Annotated in this window: 26 protein-coding genes; 19 read left to right on the top strand and 7 right to left on the bottom strand. The window is 73.1% G+C overall.

What is annotated here, in order from left to right; translation table 11 throughout:
• The first annotated feature begins 12 nt into the window (after positions 1–12).
• The 5 genes from ZF1_RS17795 (at position 13) to ZF1_RS17775 (ending at position 3,816) form a co-directional block, all read left to right on the top strand.
• Positions 13–726, top strand: a complete 714-nt coding sequence (locus ZF1_RS17795; RefSeq protein ID WP_482637844.1) for a M50 family metallopeptidase — start codon at positions 13–15, stop codon at positions 724–726.
• A gap of 12 nt (positions 727–738) precedes the next feature.
• A complete protein-coding gene (locus ZF1_RS17790) occupies positions 739–1,161 on the top strand; it encodes a nitroreductase/quinone reductase family protein (RefSeq protein WP_224402117.1) in 423 nt (140 codons plus the stop codon).
• A 67-nt stretch (positions 1,162–1,228) separates the two neighbouring features.
• Entirely contained in the window at positions 1,229–1,663 is a 435-nt protein-coding gene (locus ZF1_RS17785; protein ID WP_073574172.1) for a GlcG/HbpS family heme-binding protein, read from the top strand.
• 727 nt (positions 1,664–2,390) lie between these two features.
• Positions 2,391–2,657, top strand: a complete 267-nt coding sequence (locus ZF1_RS17780; protein ID WP_073574171.1) for a GlsB/YeaQ/YmgE family stress response membrane protein — start codon at positions 2,391–2,393, stop codon at positions 2,655–2,657.
• A 220-nt stretch (positions 2,658–2,877) separates the two neighbouring features.
• Positions 2,878–3,816 (top strand): cold-shock protein, encoded by a 939-nt coding sequence (locus tag ZF1_RS17775; RefSeq protein ID WP_482637843.1) that lies wholly within the window; start codon positions 2,878–2,880, stop codon positions 3,814–3,816.
• Between the two features lie 84 nt (positions 3,817–3,900).
• On the opposite strand, the gene glnA is transcribed toward ZF1_RS17775, so the two are convergent.
• Positions 3,901–5,322 (bottom strand): type I glutamate--ammonia ligase, encoded by a 1,422-nt coding sequence (gene glnA, locus ZF1_RS17770; RefSeq protein WP_062395988.1) that lies wholly within the window; start codon positions 5,320–5,322, stop codon positions 3,901–3,903.
• A 183-nt stretch (positions 5,323–5,505) separates the two neighbouring features.
• Here glnA and ZF1_RS17765 point away from each other — a divergent pair, with 183 nt between their 5' ends.
• Complete coding sequence (locus tag ZF1_RS17765; RefSeq protein ID WP_482637842.1) at positions 5,506–5,976, top strand: RDD family protein; 471 nt, start codon at positions 5,506–5,508, stop codon at positions 5,974–5,976.
• Between the two features lie 11 nt (positions 5,977–5,987).
• On the opposite strand, the gene ZF1_RS17760 is transcribed toward ZF1_RS17765, so the two are convergent.
• On the bottom strand, positions 5,988–6,665 hold the full coding sequence (locus tag ZF1_RS17760; RefSeq protein WP_253068067.1) for a GntR family transcriptional regulator: 678 nt from the start codon (positions 6,663–6,665) through the stop codon (positions 5,988–5,990).
• Positions 6,666–6,788: 123 nt separating this feature from the next.
• Between ZF1_RS17760 and ZF1_RS17755 the strand changes: the two genes are divergently transcribed.
• The 7 genes from ZF1_RS17755 (at position 6,789) to ZF1_RS17725 (ending at position 11,797) form a co-directional block, all read left to right on the top strand.
• Positions 6,789–7,151 carry a hypothetical protein gene (locus tag ZF1_RS17755; protein ID WP_482637841.1) on the top strand — a complete coding sequence of 121 codons (363 nt, stop codon included), beginning with the start codon at positions 6,789–6,791 and terminating at the stop codon, positions 7,149–7,151.
• The gene (locus ZF1_RS17750) at positions 7,151–7,831 is read left to right on the top strand and encodes a LuxR C-terminal-related transcriptional regulator (RefSeq protein ID WP_482637840.1); all 681 of its coding nucleotides are present in this window, start codon (positions 7,151–7,153) and stop codon (positions 7,829–7,831) included. Before ZF1_RS17755 ends, ZF1_RS17750 begins: the two co-directional genes overlap by 1 nt.
• Before the next feature lie 219 nt (positions 7,832–8,050).
• Positions 8,051–8,503: a GlcG/HbpS family heme-binding protein gene (locus ZF1_RS17745; protein WP_224402122.1), complete on the top strand. Its 453-nt coding sequence runs from the start codon at positions 8,051–8,053 to the stop codon at positions 8,501–8,503.
• A complete protein-coding gene (locus tag ZF1_RS17740) occupies positions 8,500–9,360 on the top strand; it encodes an MIP/aquaporin family protein (protein WP_482637839.1) in 861 nt (286 codons plus the stop codon). The genes ZF1_RS17745 and ZF1_RS17740 overlap by 4 nt, the downstream gene beginning before the upstream one ends.
• Positions 9,357–9,782, top strand: a complete 426-nt coding sequence (locus ZF1_RS17735; RefSeq protein ID WP_482637838.1) for a diol dehydratase small subunit — start codon at positions 9,357–9,359, stop codon at positions 9,780–9,782. Before ZF1_RS17740 ends, ZF1_RS17735 begins: the two co-directional genes overlap by 4 nt.
• Positions 9,783–9,785: 3 nt before the next feature.
• Positions 9,786–11,507 carry a propanediol/glycerol family dehydratase large subunit gene (locus ZF1_RS17730; protein ID WP_208822371.1) on the top strand — a complete coding sequence of 574 codons (1,722 nt, stop codon included), beginning with the start codon at positions 9,786–9,788 and terminating at the stop codon, positions 11,505–11,507.
• Complete coding sequence (locus tag ZF1_RS17725) at positions 11,504–11,797, top strand: glycerol dehydratase reactivase beta/small subunit family protein (RefSeq protein ID WP_482637837.1); 294 nt, start codon at positions 11,504–11,506, stop codon at positions 11,795–11,797. Before ZF1_RS17730 ends, ZF1_RS17725 begins: the two co-directional genes overlap by 4 nt.
• A gap of 31 nt (positions 11,798–11,828) precedes the next feature.
• Here ZF1_RS17725 and ZF1_RS17720 read toward each other — a convergent pair whose 3' ends face one another.
• The gene (locus tag ZF1_RS17720) at positions 11,829–13,085 is read right to left on the bottom strand and encodes an IS256 family transposase (protein WP_073574061.1); all 1,257 of its coding nucleotides are present in this window, start codon (positions 13,083–13,085) and stop codon (positions 11,829–11,831) included.
• Between the two features lie 52 nt (positions 13,086–13,137).
• Between ZF1_RS17720 and ZF1_RS17715 the strand changes: the two genes are divergently transcribed.
• From ZF1_RS17715 to ZF1_RS17695, 5 genes are read left to right on the top strand one after another with little or no spacing between them, the layout of a single operon-like run.
• Positions 13,138–13,527, top strand: coding sequence for a glycerol dehydratase reactivase beta/small subunit family protein (locus ZF1_RS17715; protein WP_482637836.1), 390 nt, complete (start codon positions 13,138–13,140; stop codon positions 13,525–13,527).
• 11 nt (positions 13,528–13,538) lie between these two features.
• Complete coding sequence (locus ZF1_RS17710; RefSeq protein WP_208822366.1) at positions 13,539–15,407, top strand: diol dehydratase reactivase subunit alpha; 1,869 nt, start codon at positions 13,539–13,541, stop codon at positions 15,405–15,407.
• Positions 15,404–15,832 (top strand): glycerol dehydratase reactivase beta/small subunit family protein, encoded by a 429-nt coding sequence (locus tag ZF1_RS17705; protein ID WP_482637835.1) that lies wholly within the window; start codon positions 15,404–15,406, stop codon positions 15,830–15,832. Before ZF1_RS17710 ends, ZF1_RS17705 begins: the two co-directional genes overlap by 4 nt.
• The gene (locus tag ZF1_RS17700; RefSeq protein WP_482637834.1) at positions 15,829–16,047 is read left to right on the top strand and encodes a hypothetical protein; all 219 of its coding nucleotides are present in this window, start codon (positions 15,829–15,831) and stop codon (positions 16,045–16,047) included. Before ZF1_RS17705 ends, ZF1_RS17700 begins: the two co-directional genes overlap by 4 nt.
• Positions 16,044–16,832 (top strand): (2Fe-2S)-binding protein, encoded by a 789-nt coding sequence (locus tag ZF1_RS17695; protein WP_405416533.1) that lies wholly within the window; start codon positions 16,044–16,046, stop codon positions 16,830–16,832. Before ZF1_RS17700 ends, ZF1_RS17695 begins: the two co-directional genes overlap by 4 nt.
• A gap of 29 nt (positions 16,833–16,861) precedes the next feature.
• On the opposite strand, the gene ZF1_RS17690 is transcribed toward ZF1_RS17695, so the two are convergent.
• The 3 genes from ZF1_RS17690 to ZF1_RS17680 are packed head-to-tail and all read right to left on the bottom strand — an operon-like array spanning position 16,862 to position 19,566.
• Positions 16,862–17,599 carry a DUF4191 domain-containing protein gene (locus tag ZF1_RS17690; RefSeq protein WP_062395977.1) on the bottom strand — a complete coding sequence of 246 codons (738 nt, stop codon included), beginning with the start codon at positions 17,597–17,599 and terminating at the stop codon, positions 16,862–16,864.
• 45 nt (positions 17,600–17,644) lie between these two features.
• A complete protein-coding gene (gene lipA, locus ZF1_RS17685; RefSeq protein ID WP_405416535.1) occupies positions 17,645–18,649 on the bottom strand; it encodes a lipoyl synthase in 1,005 nt (334 codons plus the stop codon).
• On the bottom strand, positions 18,646–19,566 hold the full coding sequence (locus ZF1_RS17680; RefSeq protein WP_482637833.1) for an SDR family NAD(P)-dependent oxidoreductase: 921 nt from the start codon (positions 19,564–19,566) through the stop codon (positions 18,646–18,648). Before ZF1_RS17680 ends, lipA begins: the two co-directional genes overlap by 4 nt.
• A gap of 85 nt (positions 19,567–19,651) precedes the next feature.
• On the opposite strand from ZF1_RS17680, the gene ZF1_RS17675 reads away from it, so the two are divergent.
• Positions 19,652–20,584, top strand: coding sequence for an LLM class F420-dependent oxidoreductase (locus ZF1_RS17675; protein WP_482637832.1), 933 nt, complete (start codon positions 19,652–19,654; stop codon positions 20,582–20,584).
• Between the two features lie 18 nt (positions 20,585–20,602).
• Here the strand turns inward: ZF1_RS17675 and lipB are convergent, their stop codons facing one another.
• On the bottom strand, positions 20,603–21,325 hold the full coding sequence (gene lipB / locus ZF1_RS17670; protein ID WP_405416539.1) for a lipoyl(octanoyl) transferase LipB: 723 nt from the start codon (positions 21,323–21,325) through the stop codon (positions 20,603–20,605).
• Positions 21,326–21,329 lie beyond the last annotated feature (4 nt).

The following is a 21,329-nucleotide window of genomic DNA, read 5'->3' as shown; positions in this document are numbered from 1 at the left end:
TCACTGGGGTCCGTGGCAGACCTCGACGTGATCACCCGCGGGTACGAACTCGTCGCGGCCCGGCCGGCGTCGCTGCTGGCCGCGCTGCTGGCCCTGACGGTCGTCGCGTGGCGGCCGACCTGGCGGCTGACGCGCACCGCGGTCACGATCGCCCATGAGGGCGGGCACGCACTCGTCGCGGTCCTGGTCGGGCGGGGCCTGGCCGGGATCCGGCTGCACGTCGACTCCTCCGGCGTCACGCACTCCACCGGCGCGGGGCGCGGGCCCGGGGTGGTCGCGATGTTCTTCGCCGGCTACGTCTTCCCGCCGCTGCTCGGCCTCGGCGGTGCGGTGCTGGTCGCGGCGGACGAGGCGCAGGCGATGCTGTGGATCGCGGTGGTGCTGCTGGCCGCGACGCTGCTGCAGATCCGCAACCTCTACGGCGGGCTGGCCGTCGTCGCGACCGGGGCGGTGCTCGTGCTCGTCGCGCTGCGTGCCCCGGCCGACCTGCGGACCGGGTTCGCCGCCGCGCTGACCTGGTTCCTGCTGTTCGGCGGGGTGAAGGCCTGTCTGGAGCTGCGCCGCGGCCGTCGCGGGGGCCGACTGCGCCACTCCGACGCCGACCGGCTCGCCGAGCTCACCCCGCTCGGCGGCGGGGCGTGGGCAGCGGTGTTCGTCCTCGTCGCGTTCGCCGCGACGCTCGCCGCCTGCTGGGTCGTGTTCGCCCCCGGCGGGGCGCCCGCCTGACAGCATGGGGCCATGGCAGAGGACTTCAACACCAGGGTGATCCGCGAGTTCCGCGAGAACGACGGCCGGGTCGGCGAGCCGTTCACCGGCCTGCCGATGATCCTGGTCCACCACGTCGGCGCGAAGAGCGGCGCCGAGCGGATCGCGCCGCTGCGCTGGTTCGCCGACGGTGACCGCTGGGTCGTCGTCGCCTCCGCGGCCGGCGCGCCGCGCCACCCCGCGTGGTTCCACAACCTGATGGCGAACCCGGACGTCACCGCCGAGATCGCCGACGGCGAGGGCGGGGTCGAGACCGTGCCGGTGCATGCGGCCGAGCTCGACGAGGCCGACCGCGACCGCGTCTGGACCTGGATCAAGGAGAACAACGGCGGCTTCGCCGACTACGAGCGCAGGACCGACCGGACGATCCCGCTCGTGGGCCTCACCCGGCGCTGACCGCCGCCCACCCGCCGTGTGAGGCCGGGGTGGGCGTGCGCGGCGCGGTGATGGCAGGGTTCGCGGTATGACGATCTCCCTCGAGCAGGCCCAGACCATCGCCGCCGCTGCCCTGGCCCACGGCACCGAGCAGGGCTTCAACCCGCTCACGGTCGCGGTGCTCGACCCGGGCGGCGCGATCGTCGCGCTGGCCCGCCAGGACGGCTCGGGCTTCCTGCGGCCCGACCTCGCCGTCGCCAAGGCCAGCGGTGTGCTCGCCCTCGGCATGACCAACCGCGCGATCGCCGCCCGCGCCGCGGACTCCCCGGAGTTCTTCACCTCGGTGGCGAACCTCGCCGGCGGCAAGATCCTCTCCGTGCCCGGCGGGGTCTTCGTCAAGGACGCGGCCGGCGCGCTGCTCGGCGCCGTCGGGGTGACCGGCGACGCGTCGCTCAACGACGAGGCCGCCGCCCTCGCGGGGATCGAGGCCGCCGGTCTGGTGGCGGTCACCGGCGCCGAGTAGTCCCGCCGTCCCGGAATGTGCCGCACCCCCGGGCGACGAGGTCAGCCCGGGGGCGCGGAGGGGACACGATCCTGCCGCCGAGGAAGGACCGTGCACGTTCGTGGTCGCGCCGAGGGCGCAGGGTGACGCAGGGGGTCGCGCGTTGCCGGTGCCGTTCCTTGGACACCCGGGCGGTGTCACCGAGCGGAGTGGACGGGCCGGTGCGGCCCTCACTCCGTGTGACCTGGAACACGGTAGCTCTGAGTCAAGCATTCGCGTCCCTTCCTTGTCAACGAATCCGCGGACGCGGGCGATGAGATGATCTCTGCACCGATTCCGCGTGCGGGATGCTCCGCGCGGACCTGACCCCGAGCGGGGGTCGCATCCGTCCGCGGTGACCGCCTCGTGACGCGTCCGCATCCGGGAAGACCCCGACCGTGCGAACTCCGGCACCTGATGGTGGGGCAGGGGTGTTCTGCGATGTTTCCGTGACCGGCAGTGGTTAGCGTCGGCGACGTCCTACACGACATCGGGAACCGCGTGGTGCCGACGGCCGTACACCGGTCGGCGGACGGGCGTCTCCACGGTGCCGTTCGGAGCAGCCGGAGCGGGCCGATGTTCCCTCGTCTCCTGATCGCATCCGAACGGTGACCACCGGGGACGTTTCGCCACGACCCCCACGGGTCACTCGGTGCCGACCGGTCAGATTCGGTTCGTCACGAACGGACCGTGAGCGAGGGAGACAGACATGGGCATCATCGCGTGGATCGTGCTGGGGCTGATCGCGGGCGCCATCGCCAAGGCCATCATGCCGGGCAAGGACCCGGGCGGAATCATCGTCACCCTGATCCTGGGTGTCGTCGGCGCGCTGCTCGGCGGCTGGATCGGCAGCGCGGTGTTCGGCGTCGGCCTCGGCGGCTTCTTCAACATCTCCACCTGGCTGCTCGCCATCGTGGGGTCGCTGATCCTGCTGGGGATCTACCGCGTGATCGTGGGCCGCAAGGTCCGCGCCTGACACGCGCGTAACACCCTCGTCGGCGCCCGCCCGGAGACTCTCCGGGCGGGCGCCGACGTATGTCCGGACCCGTCCGCCGGCGCCCGCGCGGCGGGTGGCCGGGGGAGCAGCCGGACCGCCGGCCCGCCCCGCACCGCAGGCCCGCGGGCCCGGCCCGACGGACCGCGAGGTCCGTCGGGGAGACTGGGGCCAGTACCCGACCACCGATCTGGAGTTCTCGATGCCGCAAGGGACCGTCCGCTGGTTCGACGCCGAACGGGGTTTCGGCTTCCTCGCACCCGAGGACGGCTCGCCGGACGTGTTCGTGCACGCCTCCGAGATCGTCGGGGGCGGCGGTGCGCCGGTGCTCCGCGAGGGCCAGGTCGTCGAGTTCGAGGTCGGCGAGAACGACCGCGGACCCCAGGCGCTGCGGGTGCGCGTCACGGGCGAGGCGGCCGACAGCGCCGTGGGCCTGCTCGGCACCGTCACCTGGTACGAGCCGGGGAAGGGGTACGGCTTCGCGACCCCGGACGGCGGCGGCGCCGACATCTTCGTGCACAGCTCCGCCATCGTGACCGGCGGCGTGGTGACCGAGGGTCAGCGGGTGGCCTTCCTGGTGGTGGAGGGCGAGCGTGGCCCGCAGGCCGGGCACGTGGTCCCGCTGGGAGCGGGGGCCGGCCTGCCCGCCACCGACGACACCGCGGACGACGCCGACGGCACGGTGGCCTGGTACGACGAGGACAAGGGCTTCGGCTTCGTCACCCCCGACTCCGGCGGCGACGACGTGTTCGTCCACGCCCGGGCCCTGGCCGAGGGGCTGACCTGGCTCGCGGAGGGCGACCGTATCGCCTTCGAGGTGGCCCAGGCGGAGAAGGGGCCCCAGGCCCGTGACGTGCACCTGGTCCGGGCCGGCGAGCCCTCGACGGCGCCGAAGCGGTCGGCACCCGCCGCGGGGCCGGCGGCGCGCGAGGTCCCCGCGCGGGGCGGTGAGGGCGTCGTCGTGCGCTACGACGAGGACCGCGGCTTCGGGTTCATCTCCCCGGATGCCGGCGGGGACGACCTGTTCGTCCACGTGTCCGTGATCCGGGACGCGGAGCCGCTGCAGAAGGGCGACCGCGTCCGCTACGCCGTGCGTCAGAGCGACCGGGGCCCGCAGGCCGACCGCGTCGAGCGCCTCTGACGGGGCGGCTGACGACCCGCAGCACGCGCCGAGGCCCGGCTCCCTGACGGGGCCGGGCCTCGGTGTGACGTGGGTCAGGTCCGATCACACGTCGTAGTACAGGGCGAACTCGTACGGGTGCGGGCGCAGCCGCAGCGGGTCGATCTCGTTCTCCCGCTTGTAGGAGATCCAGGTCTCGATCAGGTCCGGGGTGAACACGCCACCCTCGAGCAGGTAGTCGTGGTCCTGCTCCAGCTTGTCGATGACCGCACCGAGCGAGGCCGGGACCTGCGCGATGTCCTTGGCCTCCTCCGGCGGGAGCTCGTAGAGGTCCTTGTCGATCGGCGCCGGCGGCTCGATCTTGTTCTTGATGCCGTCGAGGCCGGCCATCAGGATCGCCGAGAAGGCGAGGTACGGGTTGCCGGACGAGTCGGGGCAGCGGAACTCGACGCGCTTGGCCTTCGGGCTGTCACCGGTCAGCGGGATGCGGATGCAGGCCGAGCGGTTGCGCGCGGAGTAGACCAGGTTGACCGGGGCCTCGAAGCCCGGGACCAGGCGGTGGTAGGAGTTCACCGTCGGGTTGGTGAACGCCAGCAGCGACGGCGCGTGGTGCAGCAGGCCGCCGATGTAGTAGCGGGCGGTGTCGGACAGACCGCCGTAGCCGGACTCGTCGTGGAAGAGCGGCTGCCCGTCCTTCCACAGCGACGAGTGCACGTGCATGCCCGAGCCGTTGTCGCCGAACAGCGGCTTCGGCATGAAGGTGGCGGTCTTGCCGTTCTGCCACGCCACGTTCTTCACCAGGTACTTGAAGAGCATGACGTCGTCGGCCGCACGCAGCAGCGTGTCGAACTTGTAGTTGATCTCGGCCTGGCCCGCGGTGCCGACCTCGTGGTGCTCGCGCTCCACCTCGAAGCCCGACGCCTGCATCGCGGTGACGATGTCGGCGCGCAGGTCGGCGTAGTGGTCGACCGGCGGGACGGGGAAGTAGCCGCCCTTGTAGTTGACCTTGTAGCCCAGGTTGCCCCCGACCTCCTCGCGGCCGGTGTTCCACCAGCCCTCCGCGGAGTCGATGTGGTGGTAGGCCTGGTGCGGGTCGGTGCCGAACCGGATCGAGTCGAAGACGTAGAACTCGGCCTCGGGCGCCATGTACGCCGTGTCGGCGATGCCGGACGCGGCCAGGTACTCCTGGGCCTTGCGGGCGACGTTCCGCGGGTCCCGGGAGTAGGGCTCACCGGTGATCGGGTCGTGCACGAAGAAGTTGATGTTCAGCGTCTTGTGCTTGCGGAACGGGTCGAGACGGGCGGTCGTCGTGTCCGGGTGCAGCGCCATGTCGGACTCGTTGATCGCCTGGAAACCGCGCACGGAGGAGCCGTCGAAGGCGGCACCGTTCTCCAGGAGGTCGCCGGCCGTCTTGGCGGGGACGGTGAGGTGCTGCATGACGCCGGGCAGGTCGCAGAACCTGATGTCGACGTACTCGACCTTCTCGTCCGAGATGTACTTGAGTACCTCTTCGGCGTTGCTGAACACTCTCTGGGCTCCTTCATTCGCTGGTGGAGATCGTGGGTGACGGTAGGAGTGGCGTGTTGCTCACCCATCACTCACCTGTTTCACCGACGTTAACTGACCCGACCGCGACATCGATCACGTTCGTCATCGGTGTCCGGTCCGGTCCCGCTCGGTGGTGCGGCTACGGCGCCTACGCTAGAGAGCATGGCCCGTTGGATCGAGTCCTGGCTCCCCGGTTCATCCGCCGGAGGTTCCGCCCCGGCCGGACACCCCGGTGAGCGTTTCGGGCTGCCGGCGACCGGCCACTACTCCGTCGCCGGGTTCGGCCGCCGGGTCGCCGGCGTCTGCCTGGACTGGTTCCTGTCCTACCTGCTGGTGCTGCTGGTCGCCGGGGTCGACGCGCTCGGCACCCCGGGGTTCAGCTGGTGGGTCCTCGGGACCTGGTTCGTGATCACCGCGCTGTCCGTGTCGGTGCTCGGCACGGCACCGGGGCACCTCGCGCTGGGGATGCGGGTCGCGCGCACCGACATGGCGACCCACGTCGGTGTCCCGCGGGCGCTGCTGCGCACCGCGATGATCGCGGTGGTGCTGCCGCCGTTCCTGCGCGACACCGACGGGCGCGGCTGGCACGACCGCGCGAGCAGCACGGTCGTGGTGCGGGTGCTGCGGGGCTGAGGCCCGGCGGCTCAGGCGCTCGCCGGGGGAGCACCCAGCACCGACGCCCGGGTGCCCGCCAGGTGCACCCGGAGCACGGCCACCGCGCCCTGGCGGTCCCGGGCGCGCAGCCCGGCGAGCAGCTGCCGGTGCTCGGCGACCAGGCGCTCGGCCCGGCCGGGGAAGCGGCCGCCCAGTGCACCCATGTTCATCCGCAGCTGCCGGTCGCGCAGCGTCCCGTAGACCTCCAGCAGGATGCTGCGGCACCCGGCCCGCACCAGCACGGTGTGGAACTGGCGGTCGGCCTCGACGAAGGCGAGCTCGTCGCGCGCGGCCACGGCGGCGAGCTGGTCCTCGATCGCGGCGTCCATCGCGGCGGTGATGTGCTCCAGGGTCTCGTCGTCGACCCCCACGACGGTGGCGATCGCGTGCGACTCGATGACGTCGCGGGCCTCGACGACGGCGTCCACCTCACCGGGGGAGACCGGTACCACGAGCGCGCCGCGCTTGGGATAGAGCTTCAGCAGACCCTCGGCCTGCAGCTGCAGGAACGCCTCGCGGACCGGCGTGCGGCTCAGCGCGAGCGGCCGCGCGACCTGACCCTCGCTGATCAGCTCGCCCGCGGGCAGGGAGCCGTCGAGGATCCCGGCCTTGGCGAACCGGTACGCCCGTTCGGTGGCGCTACCGCTCGCCCGTGACCCGTCGTCCACATCCGAAATGATGCCTGAACACGTCCGGCCCGGGTTCGCGAGGCTTGCCCACCCCGGTCGGCATCCCTACCGTTCCCCTCCAGGAATGCGGCATAGATGCAAGATGGATACCGGGAGGACCGGGTGATCCTCGCTCACGGTGCGGCGCAGGACCGGGGTGTGGCGTCGCTGCTCGACGACCTCGTCCGGCGCACGACCAGCAGGCTGGGCGGTGGTGGCGGCACCGTCGCGTTGCTGGGCGACCCGGCACCGGTCGTGCACCGCGATCCCCTGCCCCCGGTCGAGGACGTCCTGGCCCGCCTGGTCCGGGAGCCCCGCACCCTCCTTGTGGAGGGGGACGGCCCTGGCGCACCGGACGTGCTCGGAACCCCCCTCTGGTGGGACGACGAGTTGCTCGGAGCCTGTGCTTTCGGTGGGGTGGACGCTTCCGCGATTCCGACGTCGCCGCCGTCGAGGGGTTCGCCGAGCAGGCTGCCGTCGCGGTGATGGCGGCCCGGCTGCTCGCCGACGTCCCGGCGGTCGCGACCGCCCCCGCCGCGCCGCAGCTGCTGCCGGAGCTGCGGGCCGAGCTGGACCGCGCGCTGCGCGCGCTCGGTGCCCGCGGCGGCGTGGTCACCCTGGGTACCGAGCGGGTGCCGGCCCCGGTCGTCGCGACGGGGGTGCACGAGGTCGCGCGCCTGCTGCTCGACAACGCGGTGCTGCACTCCGGTGCGTGCACGCTGCGGGTGGGGCTGGCGTTCGAGACGGGAACGGTCCGCCTGCTCGTCGAGGACGACGGCCGCGGTTTCGACCCCGGCACCGCGCCCCGGTCCGGGCTGCACCGGGTCGAGTCCACCGTGCGCGCCGCCGGCGGCCGGCTGGAGATCGACAGCGTCCCCGGGTGGGGGACGCGCGTGCGGGCCTGCTGGCCCGACCCGCCCACCCCCTGCACGGCGGATCCGCCCGTCGCGCCGCCCGCCGGCCACCAGCCGGCCCGCGGCCAGCACACGCTGACCCTGCGGGAGCGGGAGGTCCGCGCACTCGTCGAACAGGGGCTGGCCGACAAGCAGATCGCCACCCGGCTGGCCATCTCGGTCAAGACGGTGGAGAAGCACGTCGGAGCGGTGCTGCGGAAGACCGGTGCCCGCAACAGGACCATGCTCGCCCGCTTCGGCGCGGGCAACTGAGCGAGGGCCGCCCCCGAGCCGCACGCAGGACGGCGTGGCCGCCGTCGCTGCGGCCGGCGGGGCCACCTGGTCGACGCCGCGTCGGCGACCGGCCCAGTCGACGCCGCCGCACCGGCGCCGACTGGGCCGTACGGCCCTCTCCGGAGGGTGTGGGGGTGGGGGTGAGGTAGGGAGAGTCCTCATATCTGTACGGGTGACCGCGCTCATAGCGTCCTCGTCGTGGCCCGGTACGGACCCGGGCAGCTCGACTCGACGAGGAGTGAGGCCCGGATGCAGCGACTGACCCTCCAGGACGCAGAGAAGGCGCTGGCCGCCGGACTGGCGAAGGCGACCGAGATCGGCCAGCCGATGAACGTGGCGATCGTGGACGACGGCGGCCACCTGCTCGCCTTCGCCCGCCAGGACGGCGCGATCCGCGCGAGCATCGACATCGCCCAGCGCAAGGCGCGCACCTCGATCCTGATGAACCTGCCGACCGCGGCGCTGACCCCGCTGGTACAGCCCGGTGCCGAGCTCTACGGCCTGGAGCACACCGCCGGTGGCATGGTCATCTTCGGCGGCGGCATCCCGATCCACCGCGACGGTGAGCTCGTCGGCGCGGTCGGGGTCAGCGCCGGCTCGGTGGAGCAGGACGTGACGGTGGCCGAGGCCGCCGTCGCGGCACTCGCGTGAGCCGCGGGGACGCCGGCGAGCTCGCAGCCGAGTTCGCCGGGACCTTCGTCCTGATCCTCATCGGCTGCGGCACCGTCGCCCAGGTCGTGACCTCCGAGGGCGCCAACGGCGACTGGGGCACCCTGGTCTGGGGCTGGGGCGTCGCGGTCACCATGGGCGTCTACATCGCCGGCCGCGTGAGCGGGGCCCACCTCAACCCGGCCGTCACCCTGGCGCTGGCCGTGTTCAAGGGCTTCGCCTGGCGCAAGGTCGTGCCCTATTGGCTGGCCCAGACGGTCGGCGCCTTCCTCGCCGCCCTCGTCGTGCGGGCCGTCTACGCCGGCCCGATCGCGGCGGTCGACCCCGGCCACACCGTCGCCACGCAGACCATCTTCTCGACCCTGCCCGGCGAGCACGTCACGATCTTCGCCGCGTTCGGCGACCAGATCGTCGGCACCGCCCTGCTCGTCTTCGTGATCTTCGCGCTGACCAACGCGCTCAACAACCCGCCCGGCGCCAACATGGCGCCCTTCATGATCGGTTTCCTGGTCGTCGGCATCGGCATCGCGTTCGGTGCCAACGCCGGCTACGCGATCAACCCGGCCCGTGACCTGGGCCCCCGACTCGCCTCGTTCGTCACCGGCTACGACACCGCGTTCGTCACCGCCGCCGGCGTCCCGTACTGGTGGCTCCCGATCGTCGCCCCGCTGCTCGGTGGCCTGATCGGAGGCGGCGCCTTCGTCCTGCTGGTCGAGCGCTTCCTCACCCCGGCCGAGCTGGAGGCCGCCGCGACCGGCGAGACCCCCGTCGGCCGCGTCCCGCACCCGCAGGCCCCGGTCGAGCAGGCCGTGGCGTCCCGCCTGGAGGAGACCCGATGAGCACCACCCTCGGCCCCACCGACTACCCGCTGTCCGTGCAGCGGCCCGACCTGCTCCGCACCCCGACCGGCCGGCCGCTGGCGGAGGTCACCATGGCCGCCGTCGTGTCCGGGGAGATCCGCAACGAGGACCTCCGCATCTCGCCCGAGACCCTGAAGCTCCAGGGCGAGATCTCCGACTCGGTCGGCCGCCGCCAGCTCGCCGAGAACATGCGGCGCGCCGCCGAGCTCACCGCCGTCCCCTACGAGGAGGTCCTCGCGATCTACAACGCGCTGCGGCCCCGCGCCTCGTCGGCCGCCCGGCTCGCGGAGATCGCCGACCGGCTGGAGAACGACTACGCCGCCGCCACCTGCGCCGCGCTCGTCCGCGAGGCCGCGCAGGTCTACGCCGCCCGCGACCTGCTCGCCCGCGAAGGAGACTGACCGATGACCAGCACCCTCCCCGAGGCGGGCACCCCGGCGACCGGGGCCCGGACCTCCAAGCGCACCGACATGCTCGAGTCCCGCCCGGTCAACCTCGACGGCTTCGTCGAGGAATGGCCGGAGAAGGGTCTCGTCGCCATGGAGAGCGACTTCGACCCGCAGCCGAGCGTCCGCGTCGAGAACGGCGTGATCGTGGAGATGGACGGGCGCGAGCGCTCCGAGTTCGACTTCATGGACACCTTCATCGCCGACCACGCGATCGACGTCGAGGTCGCCGAGCGGGCCACCGCGATCCCCTCGACCGACATCGCGCGGATGCTCGTCGACCCGGGCGTGACCCGGGCCGATCTGCTCGACATCACGCGCGGCCTCACCCCGGCCAAGCTGCTCGACGTCGTCAAGCTGCTCAACGTCGTCGAGATCATGATGTCGATGCAGAAGATGCGGGCCCGTCGCAGCCCGGCCAACCAGGCGCACTCCACCAGTGCCCGGGACAACCCCATCCAGGTCGCGGCCGACGCCGCCGAGGCCGCGCTGCGCGGCTTCGCCGAGATGGAGACGACCCTCGGCGTCCTGCGCTACGCCCCGCTCGTCGCCATCGGCCTGCAGGTCGGTGCCCAGTCCGGGCGCGGCGGTGTCATCACCCAGTGCGCGCTGGAGGAGGCCACCGAGCTCGACCTGGGCATGCGCGGCATCACCGGCTACGCCGAGACGATCTCGGTCTACGGCACCGAGTCGGTCTTCGTCGACGGCGACGACACCCCGTGGTCGAAGTCGTTCCTCGCCAGCGCCTACGCCTCCCGCGGCATCAAGATGCGCTTCACCTCGGGCACCGGGTCGGAGGTGCAGATGGGCAACGCCGAGGGCCGCTCCATGCTGTTCCTCGAGATCCGCTGCATCCTGATGGCCAAGGGCGCCGGCGTCCAGGGCCTGCAGAACGGCTCGATCAGCTGCATCGGCGTCCCGGGCGCGGTCCCCGGCGGCATCCGGGCCGTCGCCGCCGAGAACCTGGTCTGCAACATGGTCGACCTGGAGTGCGCGGCCGGCAACGACCAGTCGTTCTCGCACTCGGCGATGCGCCGCACCAGCCGGCTCATGCCGCAGCTGCTGTCCGGCCAGGACCTGGTGTGCTCCGGCTTCTCCGGCGTGCCGAACTCGGACAACATGTTCGCCGGGTCGAACCTCGACGTCGAGGACTACGACGACTGGAACACCATCCAGCGCGACCTGCAGATCGACGGCGGCCTGCGCCACGTCCGCGAGCCGGAGATCCTCGCGGTGCGCGAGAAGGCGGCCCGCGCGATGCAGGCCGTGTTCGCCGAGCTGGACCTGCCGCGGATCACCGACGAGGAGATCGAGGCGGCCACCTACGCCAACTCCAGCGCCGACTACCCGCTGCGCGAGGTCCTCGAGGACCTCAAGGGCGCCCAGTCGGTCATGGACCGCGGCATCACCGGCCTCGACCTGGTGAAGATCCTGGAGCGCACCGGCTTCCACGACGTCGCGGAGAACCTGCTGCAGGTCCTGCGCCAGCGCGTGTCCGGCGACCTGCTCCAGACCTCGGCGATCCTCGACGAGAACTTCGTCCCGCAGGCCGCCATCAACGACGCCAACGACTACGCCGGTCCCGGCACCGGCTACCGCCTGACCGGCGACCGGTGGAACGCCCTGAAGAAGCTGCGCCACGTCACCAGCGCCGAGAACCCCGAGGAGGAGGTCTCGTGAGCACCGCTACCGAGAACCCGTTGTCGCTCACCGAGATCGGGCCCGCCGAGCGCGGCACCCGGCCCGACGAGGTCGTCATCGCGGTGTCCCCGGCGTTCGCCGGGTTCTTCACCCGCACGATCGTCGACGTCCCGCACGCCGAGGTGCTGCGCCAGCTCATGGCGGGCATCGAGGAGCAGGGCGTGACGTCGCGGCTGATCCGGGTGTGGGACACCGCCGACCTGGCGGCCATCGCCCACACCGGCGCGAAGCTGTCCGGCTCCGGTCACGTCCGGCGGAGTGGTGTATGAGATCGACTCCGCGTGATCTTGGTTCGGGATTCTAGGCGGTTATTGCCTCGGTTGTCATGAGTGCCTCGCTGCCGGTCGGTGCGGCTTCGGTGGTGACGATGCGGATGCGTGAGCGGGCCAGTAGATCGAGGCCCATGTAGCGGCGGTTCTCGGTCCACTCATCACTCTGTTCGGCCAGGACGGCGCCGACGAGGCGGATCAGGGAGTCGCGGCCGGGGAAGATCCCGACCACGTCGGTGCGACGGCGGATCTCCTTGTTCAGTCGCTCTTGAGGGTTGTTCGACCAGATCTGGCGCCAGACCTCGCGCGGATATGCGGTGAACGCCAGCAGCTCATCGCGGGCGTTGTCGAGGTGCTCGGCTGCGTCGGGCCAGCGCGCGGTGAGAGTGTCGACCACGCGTCCGTACTGGGCTGTGACGGCGTCGGCGTCGGGCTGGTCGAAGATCGTGCGCACCTGCGTAGCGACATGCGGCTGCGCCGACTTCGGAACACGGGAGAGCAGGTTACGCAGGTAGTGGGTGCGACACCGCTGCCACGCCGCACCCGGCAACGCCGAGGCGATCGCCGCCACCAAGCCGGGATGGGCGTCGGAGATGACGAGCTGGACCCCGGACAGGCCGCGGGCGACCAGACCGCGCAGGAACGCCAACCAGCCCGCTCCGTCCTCGCTGGAGGCCACATCCAGGCCGAGGATCTCGCGGTGCCCGTCGGCGTTCACCCCGGTCGCGAGCAGCGCGTGCACGTTGACCACCCGGCCGTCTTCGCGGACCTTCACCGTGAGCGCGTCGACCCACACGAACGTGTACGGGCCCTGGTCGAGCGGGCGCTCGCGGAACGCGGCGACCTGCCCGTCGAGGTGGGTGGCCATCTCGCTGACCTGCGAACGCGACAGCGACTTCACCCCGAGTTGTTCGGCCAGCTTCTCCACCCGCCGGGTGGAGACACCGAGTAGGTAGGCCGTGGCCACGACGGTGACCAGGGCCTGCTCGGCGCGGCGGCGGTGGGTCAGCAGCCAGTCCGGGAAATAGGAGCCCTGGCGCAGCTTCGGCACCGCCAACTCGATCGTGCCCGCTCGGGTGTCCCACTCCCGGGCCCGGTAGCCGTTGCGCTGGTTCGTCCGCTCGCTGCTGCGCTCGCCATAGCCGGCCCCGCACTGCTGATCGGCCTGCGACGACATCAACGCGTTCGCCATCGTCGCGATCATCGTCTGCAACAGATCCGGCGACACACCCGCCGAGGCGAACTCCTCGACAAGCTGGGCAGGGTCCACACTGTGTGGTGCGGCCATCGTGGTGGTCCTTCCTGGAGTTCCTTGGTCGGTACTCGAGAAAGATCACGCGGTGGCCGTCTCACGTCACGACGCCACGCCGCTCACCAGCGACGAACCCGTACACCACCTCCGCGGACGTAACCCCGGCTCCGGGATCTGCGTGGGCCTGCTGTCGCGGGGCACCACGATGATCCATCAGAAGGACCTCGCCCGGCTGTCGAACCTGGAGCTGTTCCCGCAGTCCCCGCTGCTCGACGCCGAGGTGTTCCGCGGCATCGGTTCCAACGCCGCGCAGTACGCCAAGGGCGAGTCGCCGCAGCCGGTGCCGACCCGCAACGACCAGATGGCCCGCCCCCGCTGGCAGGCCAAGGCGGCGCTGCTGCACCTCAAGGAGTTCGAGCAGATCCGCACCGGGGTGCGTCCGGTCGAGGTCGCCCTCGGCGCACCGGTCGCAGGCTGAAGGAGACACAGGTGCACGGGACGGACGGCTCGCGGCTGGTCGTGGGCGTGGACATCGGCAACTCGACGACCGAGGCCTGCGTGGCCTCGATCGACGCCGGCGGCCGGGTCACCTACCTCGGGACCGCCCTGACCCGCACCACCGGGGTCAAGGGGACCCCGGACAACACCGACGGCGCGGTGACGGCGGTCCGCCGGGCCCTGGAAGGGGCCCGGCGCTCCGCCGACGAGCTGGACGAGGTGCTGCTCAACGAGGCGACACCGGTGATCAGTGGCCTCGCCATGGAGACGATCACCGAGACGATCATCACCGAGTCCACGATGATCGGGCACAACCCGGCGACGCCGGGCGGCAGCGGGATCGGGGTCGGCGTCACCGTCGCGGTGGAGGAGCTCACCGGCCCCGGTCCGGTCCCCGGGGGACCGGTGATCGCCGTCGTCGGGCGCGGGTGGGACTTCGACCGCGTCGCGCGGGTGCTGAACGACGCGCTCGGACGCGGCCTGGAGCTGGTCGCGGCGGTGCTGGCGCAGGACGATGCGGTGCTCGTCGCGAACCGGATCGACGTCTCGATCCCGATCGTCGACGAGGTCGGCGCCGTCGAGCGGGTGCCGCTCGGCATGTCCGCGGCGGTGGAGGTCGCCCTGCCGGGGCGCACCATCCGGACCCTGTCGGACTCCTACGGTCTGGCCACGGTGTTCGGGCTCGACCCCGACCAGACCCGGCAGGTCGCGCCGGTGGCGCGTGCGCTGACCGGGAACCGCTCGGCCGTCGTCGTCCGGACCCCGGCCGGGGACGTGACCGACCGCCGCGTCCCGGTGGGGGAGCTGGTCCTGACCGGGGCCGGCAAGACCCTGCGGGTCGACGTCGACGCCGGCGCCGACGAGATCATGGAGACCCTGGCCCGGGTGCAGCCCCTCGACGACGCGACCGGCCAGCCCGGCACGCACGTCGGCGGGATGCTCGCCCAGGTCCGGGACACGATGACCGACGTGACCGGGCAGCCGGCCGGGGAGATCCGGATCCGCGACGTGCTGGCCATCGACACGTTCGTCCCGCGCGAGGTGCGGGGCGGGCTGGCCGGTGAGGTGTCGCTGGAGAACGCCGTCGCGCTCGCCGCGATGGTGCGCACCAGCCGCAGCCGGATGCAGGTCGTCGCCGACCAGGTAGCCGAGACGCTCGGCTGCTCGGCCCGGATCGGCGGCGTCGAGGGCGAGATGGCGGTCCGCGGGGCGCTGACCACCCCGGGCACCGACACGCCGATCGCGATCCTCGACATGGGCGGCGGCTCCACCGACGCGGCGCTGCTGCTGCGGGACGGCACGTGCACCGCGGTGCACGTCGCCGGCGCGGGCGAGCTGGTCACCAAGCTGATCGACTCCGAGCTGGCGCTCGACGACCGTGAGACCGCCGAGCAGGTCAAGTGGTTCCCGCTGGCGAAGGTGGAGAGCTTCTTCCACATCCGCCACGAGGACGGCTCGGTGCAGTTCTTCACCGAGCCGCTGCCCTCGCACGTGTTCGCCCGGGTCGTCGTCATGACCCCGGACGGGCCCGTCCCGGTGACGACGCGGCACTCCATCGACCACGTCGTGCGGGTGCGCCGGGAGGCGAAGCGCCGGGTGTTCGTGGTGAACGCGCTGCGGGCGCTGCGCCAGGTCGCCCCGAGCGGGTCGCTGCGCATGCTCGACTTCGTCGTGCTGCTCGGCGGGTCCGCGCTGGACTTCGAGATCCCGCAGATGATCGCCGACGCGCTCGCCGGGTCGGGCGTGGTCTGCGGTACCGGCAACGTGCACGGCACCGAGGGCCCGCGCAACGCCGTCGCCTCCGGTCTGGTCGACGCGCACGCGAGCTCGCTGGTCAGCAGCGGGGAGCCGGCGGCATGAGCCACCCGGGCCCGGCGTCGGCCCCGGAGCCGCCGTCGGTCGTCGTCGGGCACCACCCGGACATCCCGGACCCGGTGCTGCGCGAGGTGCTGGCCGGCGCCGACGAGGAGGGCGTCCCGGTCACGACCTGGCCGGACCCGGACGCCGTCGGGGGCACCGACGGCGTCGTGGCACTGGCCCACCGGGCGGCGCAGCGGTCCCGGCTCGACGTCGGCGTCGGGATCGACGCCGACGGCTCCGTGGTCGTGCACCACACCACGCTGCCCGCAGACCGGCCCGCCTTCACCGAACCCGGTCCGGGGCCGGCCGTGCCGGCCGGCCCGGAGGGGGCCGGGGGCCGGCCGCACGGGCGCCGCGCGGGCGCGGCGGCGGCCCGGATCGTGACCGGGCTGCCGCTGCCCGGGCCGGCCGGTGCCCGGCCGTGACGCGCCTCCCGGCCGCGGCGACGGCGACGGGACTGGCGACCGCGCGGAGCCTCCTCTGGCTGACGGTGCTCGCCGCGCTGGTGGCGTCGTCGACGGCGGCGCAGGCGCTCACCGTCGTCGCCGCTGCGGGGGCGGTGCTGTGGGTCGGACCGGTCGCCGGGACCCTCACGAACGGCTCGACCGGGACGATCAGGGATGCGAGGCTTCCCCGGTGACCACGGAGCACACCGACATCGCGCGTCCGGCCACCACCCCGCCGGTGAGCGACGTGCTGGCCGGGCTCGCGGCGGTCGGGCCGTTCTTCGAGCTCCTCGACGTCACCGAGGAGCGGGCCGGCGGACGGTCGGTCCGCCCGTTCGCCGCGGTCCTCGCCCCCGACGCGCTGCTGGAGCGGGTCGAACGGACCCGGGTGGCGCTCGGGGCCGAGCCGCCGCTGGGCCGGCGGATCGCCGCGTCGATCGCGGTGCAGGGGCTCGCGGCGAAGCTGCTGTCCGGGCCGGTCGCGGCGCTGGCCCTGCACGGTGTCCTGGTCGACCTGCGGCCGGAGACGCTGTGGTGGTCGGCCACGCCGCTGGGCGATGTCGTCGCGCTCGACCCGCCCCGGGTGGTGCGCTGCCCGTTCCCCGGGCCGGACGCGCTGGCCCCGCTGGTCGACGACGTCCTCACCCCGCTCGTGGAGATCGCGGGCGAGCGCTTCGGGGTGTCCGGGACGGTGCTGTGGGGCAACGTCGCGTCGTCGGTCGCGGGGGCCAAGCGGGTGCTCGACATCCAGCGCCCCGACGCCGCGGACGCCGTCGCCGCCGTCGCCGCGGACCTGCTGGAGCACCCCCGGCTGACCGGTACGGGGGAGCGGCGGGCCCCGGTGGCGCCGGACCACGCCTGGACGTTCCGGCGGCGGTCCTGCTGCCTGTACTACCGGGTGCCCGGCGGCAGCACCTGCGCGGACTGCGTCCTGGCGGACCTGCGCGGCGAGCCGGCGTCCGGCGACCCGACCGACTGACCCGGCGGGCCGGCCGGCCGGCGGCGGGGTCAGCGGCGGCGGACGGTGCGCTGGATGCTGCGCATCTTGGCGCCCTGGGGCATCGGCCCCTTGGGCATCGCGGCCGAGCGGCTGCCGAGGGCGTTGAGCTTGCCCTCCAGGGAGTCCATCTCGGCGGCGGAGATGTTGCGGGGCAGCTTCATGAGGTGGCGCTGCAGGCCCTTGAGCGGGACCTGGCCCTCCTCGTTGCCCACGATCACGTCGTAGATCGGGGTGCTGCCGGCGACCCGCGCGGTGCGCTTCTTCTCCTGTGCGAGCAGGGTCTTCACCCGGTGCGGGGCCCCCTCGGCGACGAAGATGATCCCGGGCCGCCCGATGACCCGGTGCACCGCGTCGAGGTGGGTGGTGCCCGCGATGCCCTGGGTGATCCGCCACTGGCCGCGCATGTTGTCCAGCGCCCAGCCTGCGGCGCCCGGCTGCCCGTCGGCCTTCACGTAGATCGACTTCTGGACGCGGCGGCCGAAGATGCTGAACGCGGCCAGCGCGCCGATCAGGATGCCGAAGGGCACGAAGAACCAGACCAGGCCCAGCAGCCACCCGATGAGCGTGACGACCACGATCGACCCGACGAACACGCCGATCATGATCGGGAGGAGCTTGGAGTCCTCCTTGCGCTGCATCTGGAACGCCTGCCAGATCTGCTGGCGACGCTGCTTCGACGCGGCCTTCTTCTGGGCCTTGAGCGCCTTCTTCTCTTCGGGCGAGGGCTTACGGGGCTTGCCGGGCATGTGACCAGCCTACTTCCGACCGGTGATCGACGGTGCGAGGAGGTCTCAGCCGCGTGCGAGCAGGGAGCTGGCCTCCTGCGCGGCCGGGCCGGAGTCGGCCAGGTGCGCCAGGGCGGGGGAGAGCTCCTCGCCGCGGTGGGCCACGGTCTGGGCGTAGAGCCGGCCGGCCCGGTAGGACGAGCGCACCAGCGGCCCGGCCATCACGCCGGCGAAACCGATCTGCTCGGCGGCCCTCGAGTGCTCGACGAACTCCTCGGGCTTGACCCAGCGCTCCACCGGGTGGTGGCGCTTGGTCGGGCGCAGGTACTGGGTGATCGTAATGATCTCGCAGCCCGCGTCGTGCAGGTCCTGCAGCGCGGAGGTGACCTCGTCGGGGGTCTCGCCCATGCCGAGGATCAGGTTCGACTTGGTGACCAGACCGAACTCGCGGGCCTTGGTGATGACCTCCAGCGACCGGTCGTAGCGGAACGCCGGGCGGATCCGCTTGAAGATCCGCGGGACGGTCTCGAGGTTGTGCGCGAACACCTCGGGGCGCGACTCGAAGACCGGGGTCAGCTGGTCGTCGATCGAGTTGAAGTCCGGGGCGAGCAGCTCGACGCCGGTGCCCGGGTTCAGCTCGTGGATCTTGCGGACGGTCTCGGCGTAGAGCCAGGAGCCGCCGTCGTCGAGGTCGTCGCGCGCGACGCCGGTGACGGTGGAGTAGCGCAGCCCCATCTGCTGCACCGACTCCGCCACCCGGCGCGGCTCGTCGGTGTCCAGGTCGGCCGGCTTGCCGGTGTCGATCTGGCAGAAGTCGCAGCGACGGGTGCACTGCTCCCCGCCGATGAGGAACGTCGCCTCCCGGTCCTCCCAGCACTCGTAGATGTTGGGGCAGCCGGCCTCCTCGCACACCGTGTGCAGGCCGCCCGACCGGACGAGACCCTTCAGCTCGGTGTACTGCGGACCGGTCTTGGCGCGGGTGCGGATCCAGGACGGCTTGCGCTCGATCGGGGTCTCGCTGTTGCGGACCTCGAGGCGGAGGAGCTTGCGGCCTTCGGGTGCGATGGTCACGGGCCCAGCCTACGCCCGGGGTCCGGTGTGATGCCGGTCGCGGCGGCCGTGACCTGCCACAACCTGCCCGCGAGCACCGGGTCCTGCGCGGCCGCCGAGCGCCGTGCCGGACCGGCCGGGCCGCGGGCCTCCCCGAGCCCGGTGGGGCCCAGGTAGTCGCCGCCGTGGACCGGCCCCGTCACCGCGGCGAGCTGCGGCCCGACACCCTCGGACACCGGGGAGGTGAGCCGGCGCTCCCACGGTGCGAACAGCCGCGCCTGCAGCGTCGCGCCCCGCCGGAAGGAGTTCGCGAGCAGCGACGACTCGGTCATCCCCGGGTGCGCGGCCACCGAGAGCACCGGGTCCCCGGACAGCCGCAGCCGCCGGTCCAGCTCCGCGGCGAACAGCAGGTTCGCCAGCTTCGACGCGCCGTAGGCCGCGTTCGGGGACCAGCGCCGGCGCCGCCACCCCAGGTCGTCGGGGTCGAGCCGGCCGGTGCGGTGGCCCAGGCTGGACGTCGTGACGACCCGCGACGGCCGCTCCGGGTCGCCGGCGGCCCGCAGCGCGGGCATCAGCAGCCAGGTCAGTGCGGCCGGCCCGAGGTGGTTGGTGCCGATCTGCAGCTCGAAACCGTCCGCGGTGTCCGCACGCGGCCCCATCGCGACGCCCGCGTTGTTGACGAGCACGTCCACCCGGTCCCCGGTGCGTTCCCGGATCTCCGCCGCAGCGGCCCGCACCGAGCCGAGGTCGGCGAGGTCCAGCAGCACCAGCTCACCACCGGCCCCGCGTGCCGCGGCGCGGCCGCGGGTCACGTCGCGGGCGGTCATCAGCACCCGGGCCCCGGCCCGGGCCAACGCGGTGGACAGCGCGAGACCGAGCCCGGAGGTCGTGCCGGTGACGACGACGGTCCGGCCGGTCTGGTCGGGGATCGGGTGCACGACGCGACCGTAGCGAGCGGGCCCCCGCGGCCGCCGCCGGTGGTCGGGCGGCGCGGGCGGGCCGGTGCGGCTAGCGTCGCGCCCCGTGGACTTCCGGATCTTCACCGAGCCCCAGCAGGGCGCCCGCTACACCGACCTCCTGCGGGTCGCCCGCACCACGCAGGACGCCGGCTACGACGCGTTCTTCCGCTCCGACCACTGGGTCGCGATGGGCGACGGCAGCGGTCTCCCCGGCCCGACCGACGCCTGGGTGACCCTCGCCGCGCTCGGCCGTGAGACCGAGCGCATCCGGCTCGGCACCCTGGTCACCAGCGCGACGTTCCGGCTGCCCGGGCCGCTCGCCGTCGCCGTCGCGCAGGCCGACGAGATGTCCGGTGGCCGCGTCGAGGTCGGGCTCGGCTCGGGCTGGTTCGAGGCCGAGCACCGGGCGCTGGGCATCCCGTTCCCGCCGCTGGCCGAGCGCTTCGAGATCCTCACCGAGCAGCTGGAGATCCTCACCGGGCTGTGGGCGACCCCGCTCGGCGGTCGCTTCACCCACCAGGGACGGCACTACACCGTCACCGACTCCCCGGCGCTGCCGCGCCCGGTGCAGGACGCGCCGCCGGTGATCGTCGGCGGGATGGGGAGGAGGAAGACCCCGGCGCTGGCCGCCCGGTTCGCCACCGAGTTCAACGTGCCGTTCCAGCAGCCCGAGGCCGTCGCCGCGCAGTTCGGCCGGGTCCGCGACGCGTGCACCGCCGCCGGGCGCGACCCGGGCTCGCTCACGTACTCGGTGGCGCAGATGCTGTGCCTGGGCAAGGACGACTCGGAGGTCGACCGCCGCGCGGCCGCGGTGGGCCGCGACGCCGCAGAGGTCCGCGCGAGCAGCCTCGCCGGCACCCCCGGCGAGATCGTCGACCGGCTCGGCCGGTGGGCCGAGACCACCGGCACGACCCGGGTCTACCTGCAGGTCCTCGACCTGTCCGACCTCGCCCACATCGAGGACTTCGCCGCGACGGTGGTGCCCCAGCTCGCCTGAGGCACCGGGGCCGGGGGATCAGCCCAGGCCGGACATCAGGTCGACCTGGCGGACGACCGGGTGCTCGGCCACCGGCAGCCGGCCGTCGAGCGCGTCCAGCACGGCGGCGGCCGCCGGGCCGGCGACCTCGTCGACGGTCACCTCCCGGTCCAGCTCCGCGGTCAGGGTGGTGACGCCGGCGTCGGCGATCCCGCACGGCACGATCCTGCCGAAGTCGCCCAGGTCGGCGTCGCAGTTGATCGCGAATCCGTGCTGGGTGACCCCGCCGGCGATCCGGACGCCGATCGCGGCGACCTTCCGCTCGGGGGTGAAACCCTGCGCGGGCAGCCAGACGCCGGAGCGCCCCTCGACCCGGCCGGCGCTCGTCACACCGAGGTCGTGGCAGACCCGGATGAGGGCCTCCTCCAGGCGGCGGACGTAGTCCACGACGTCCATCGGCTCACCGAGGGCGACGATCGGGTAGCCGACGAGCTGCCCCGGCCCGTGCCAGGTGATGCGCCCGCCGCGGTCGACGTCGACGACCGGGGTGCCGTCGGTGGGCCGGTCCTCCGGCCGGGTGCGCCGCCCCGCGGTGTAGACGGGCGGGTGCTCGAGCAGCATCAGCACGTCCGGCCCGCCGTTCTTGCGGGCCTCGGCGTGCGCCTTCTGGGTGTCCCACGCCGCCTGGTACTCCACGCGCCCGAGCCGGTCGACCCGGACGTCGTCGGTTCCGGCGCGGCAGGACAGATGCGGTGCGGGCATGGCG

This window comes from Pseudonocardia sp. ZF1 (genome assembly GCF_056835605.1).
Note: the sequence above shows the minus strand (reverse complement) of the source record. Positions and strands in the feature narration are given on the sequence as shown.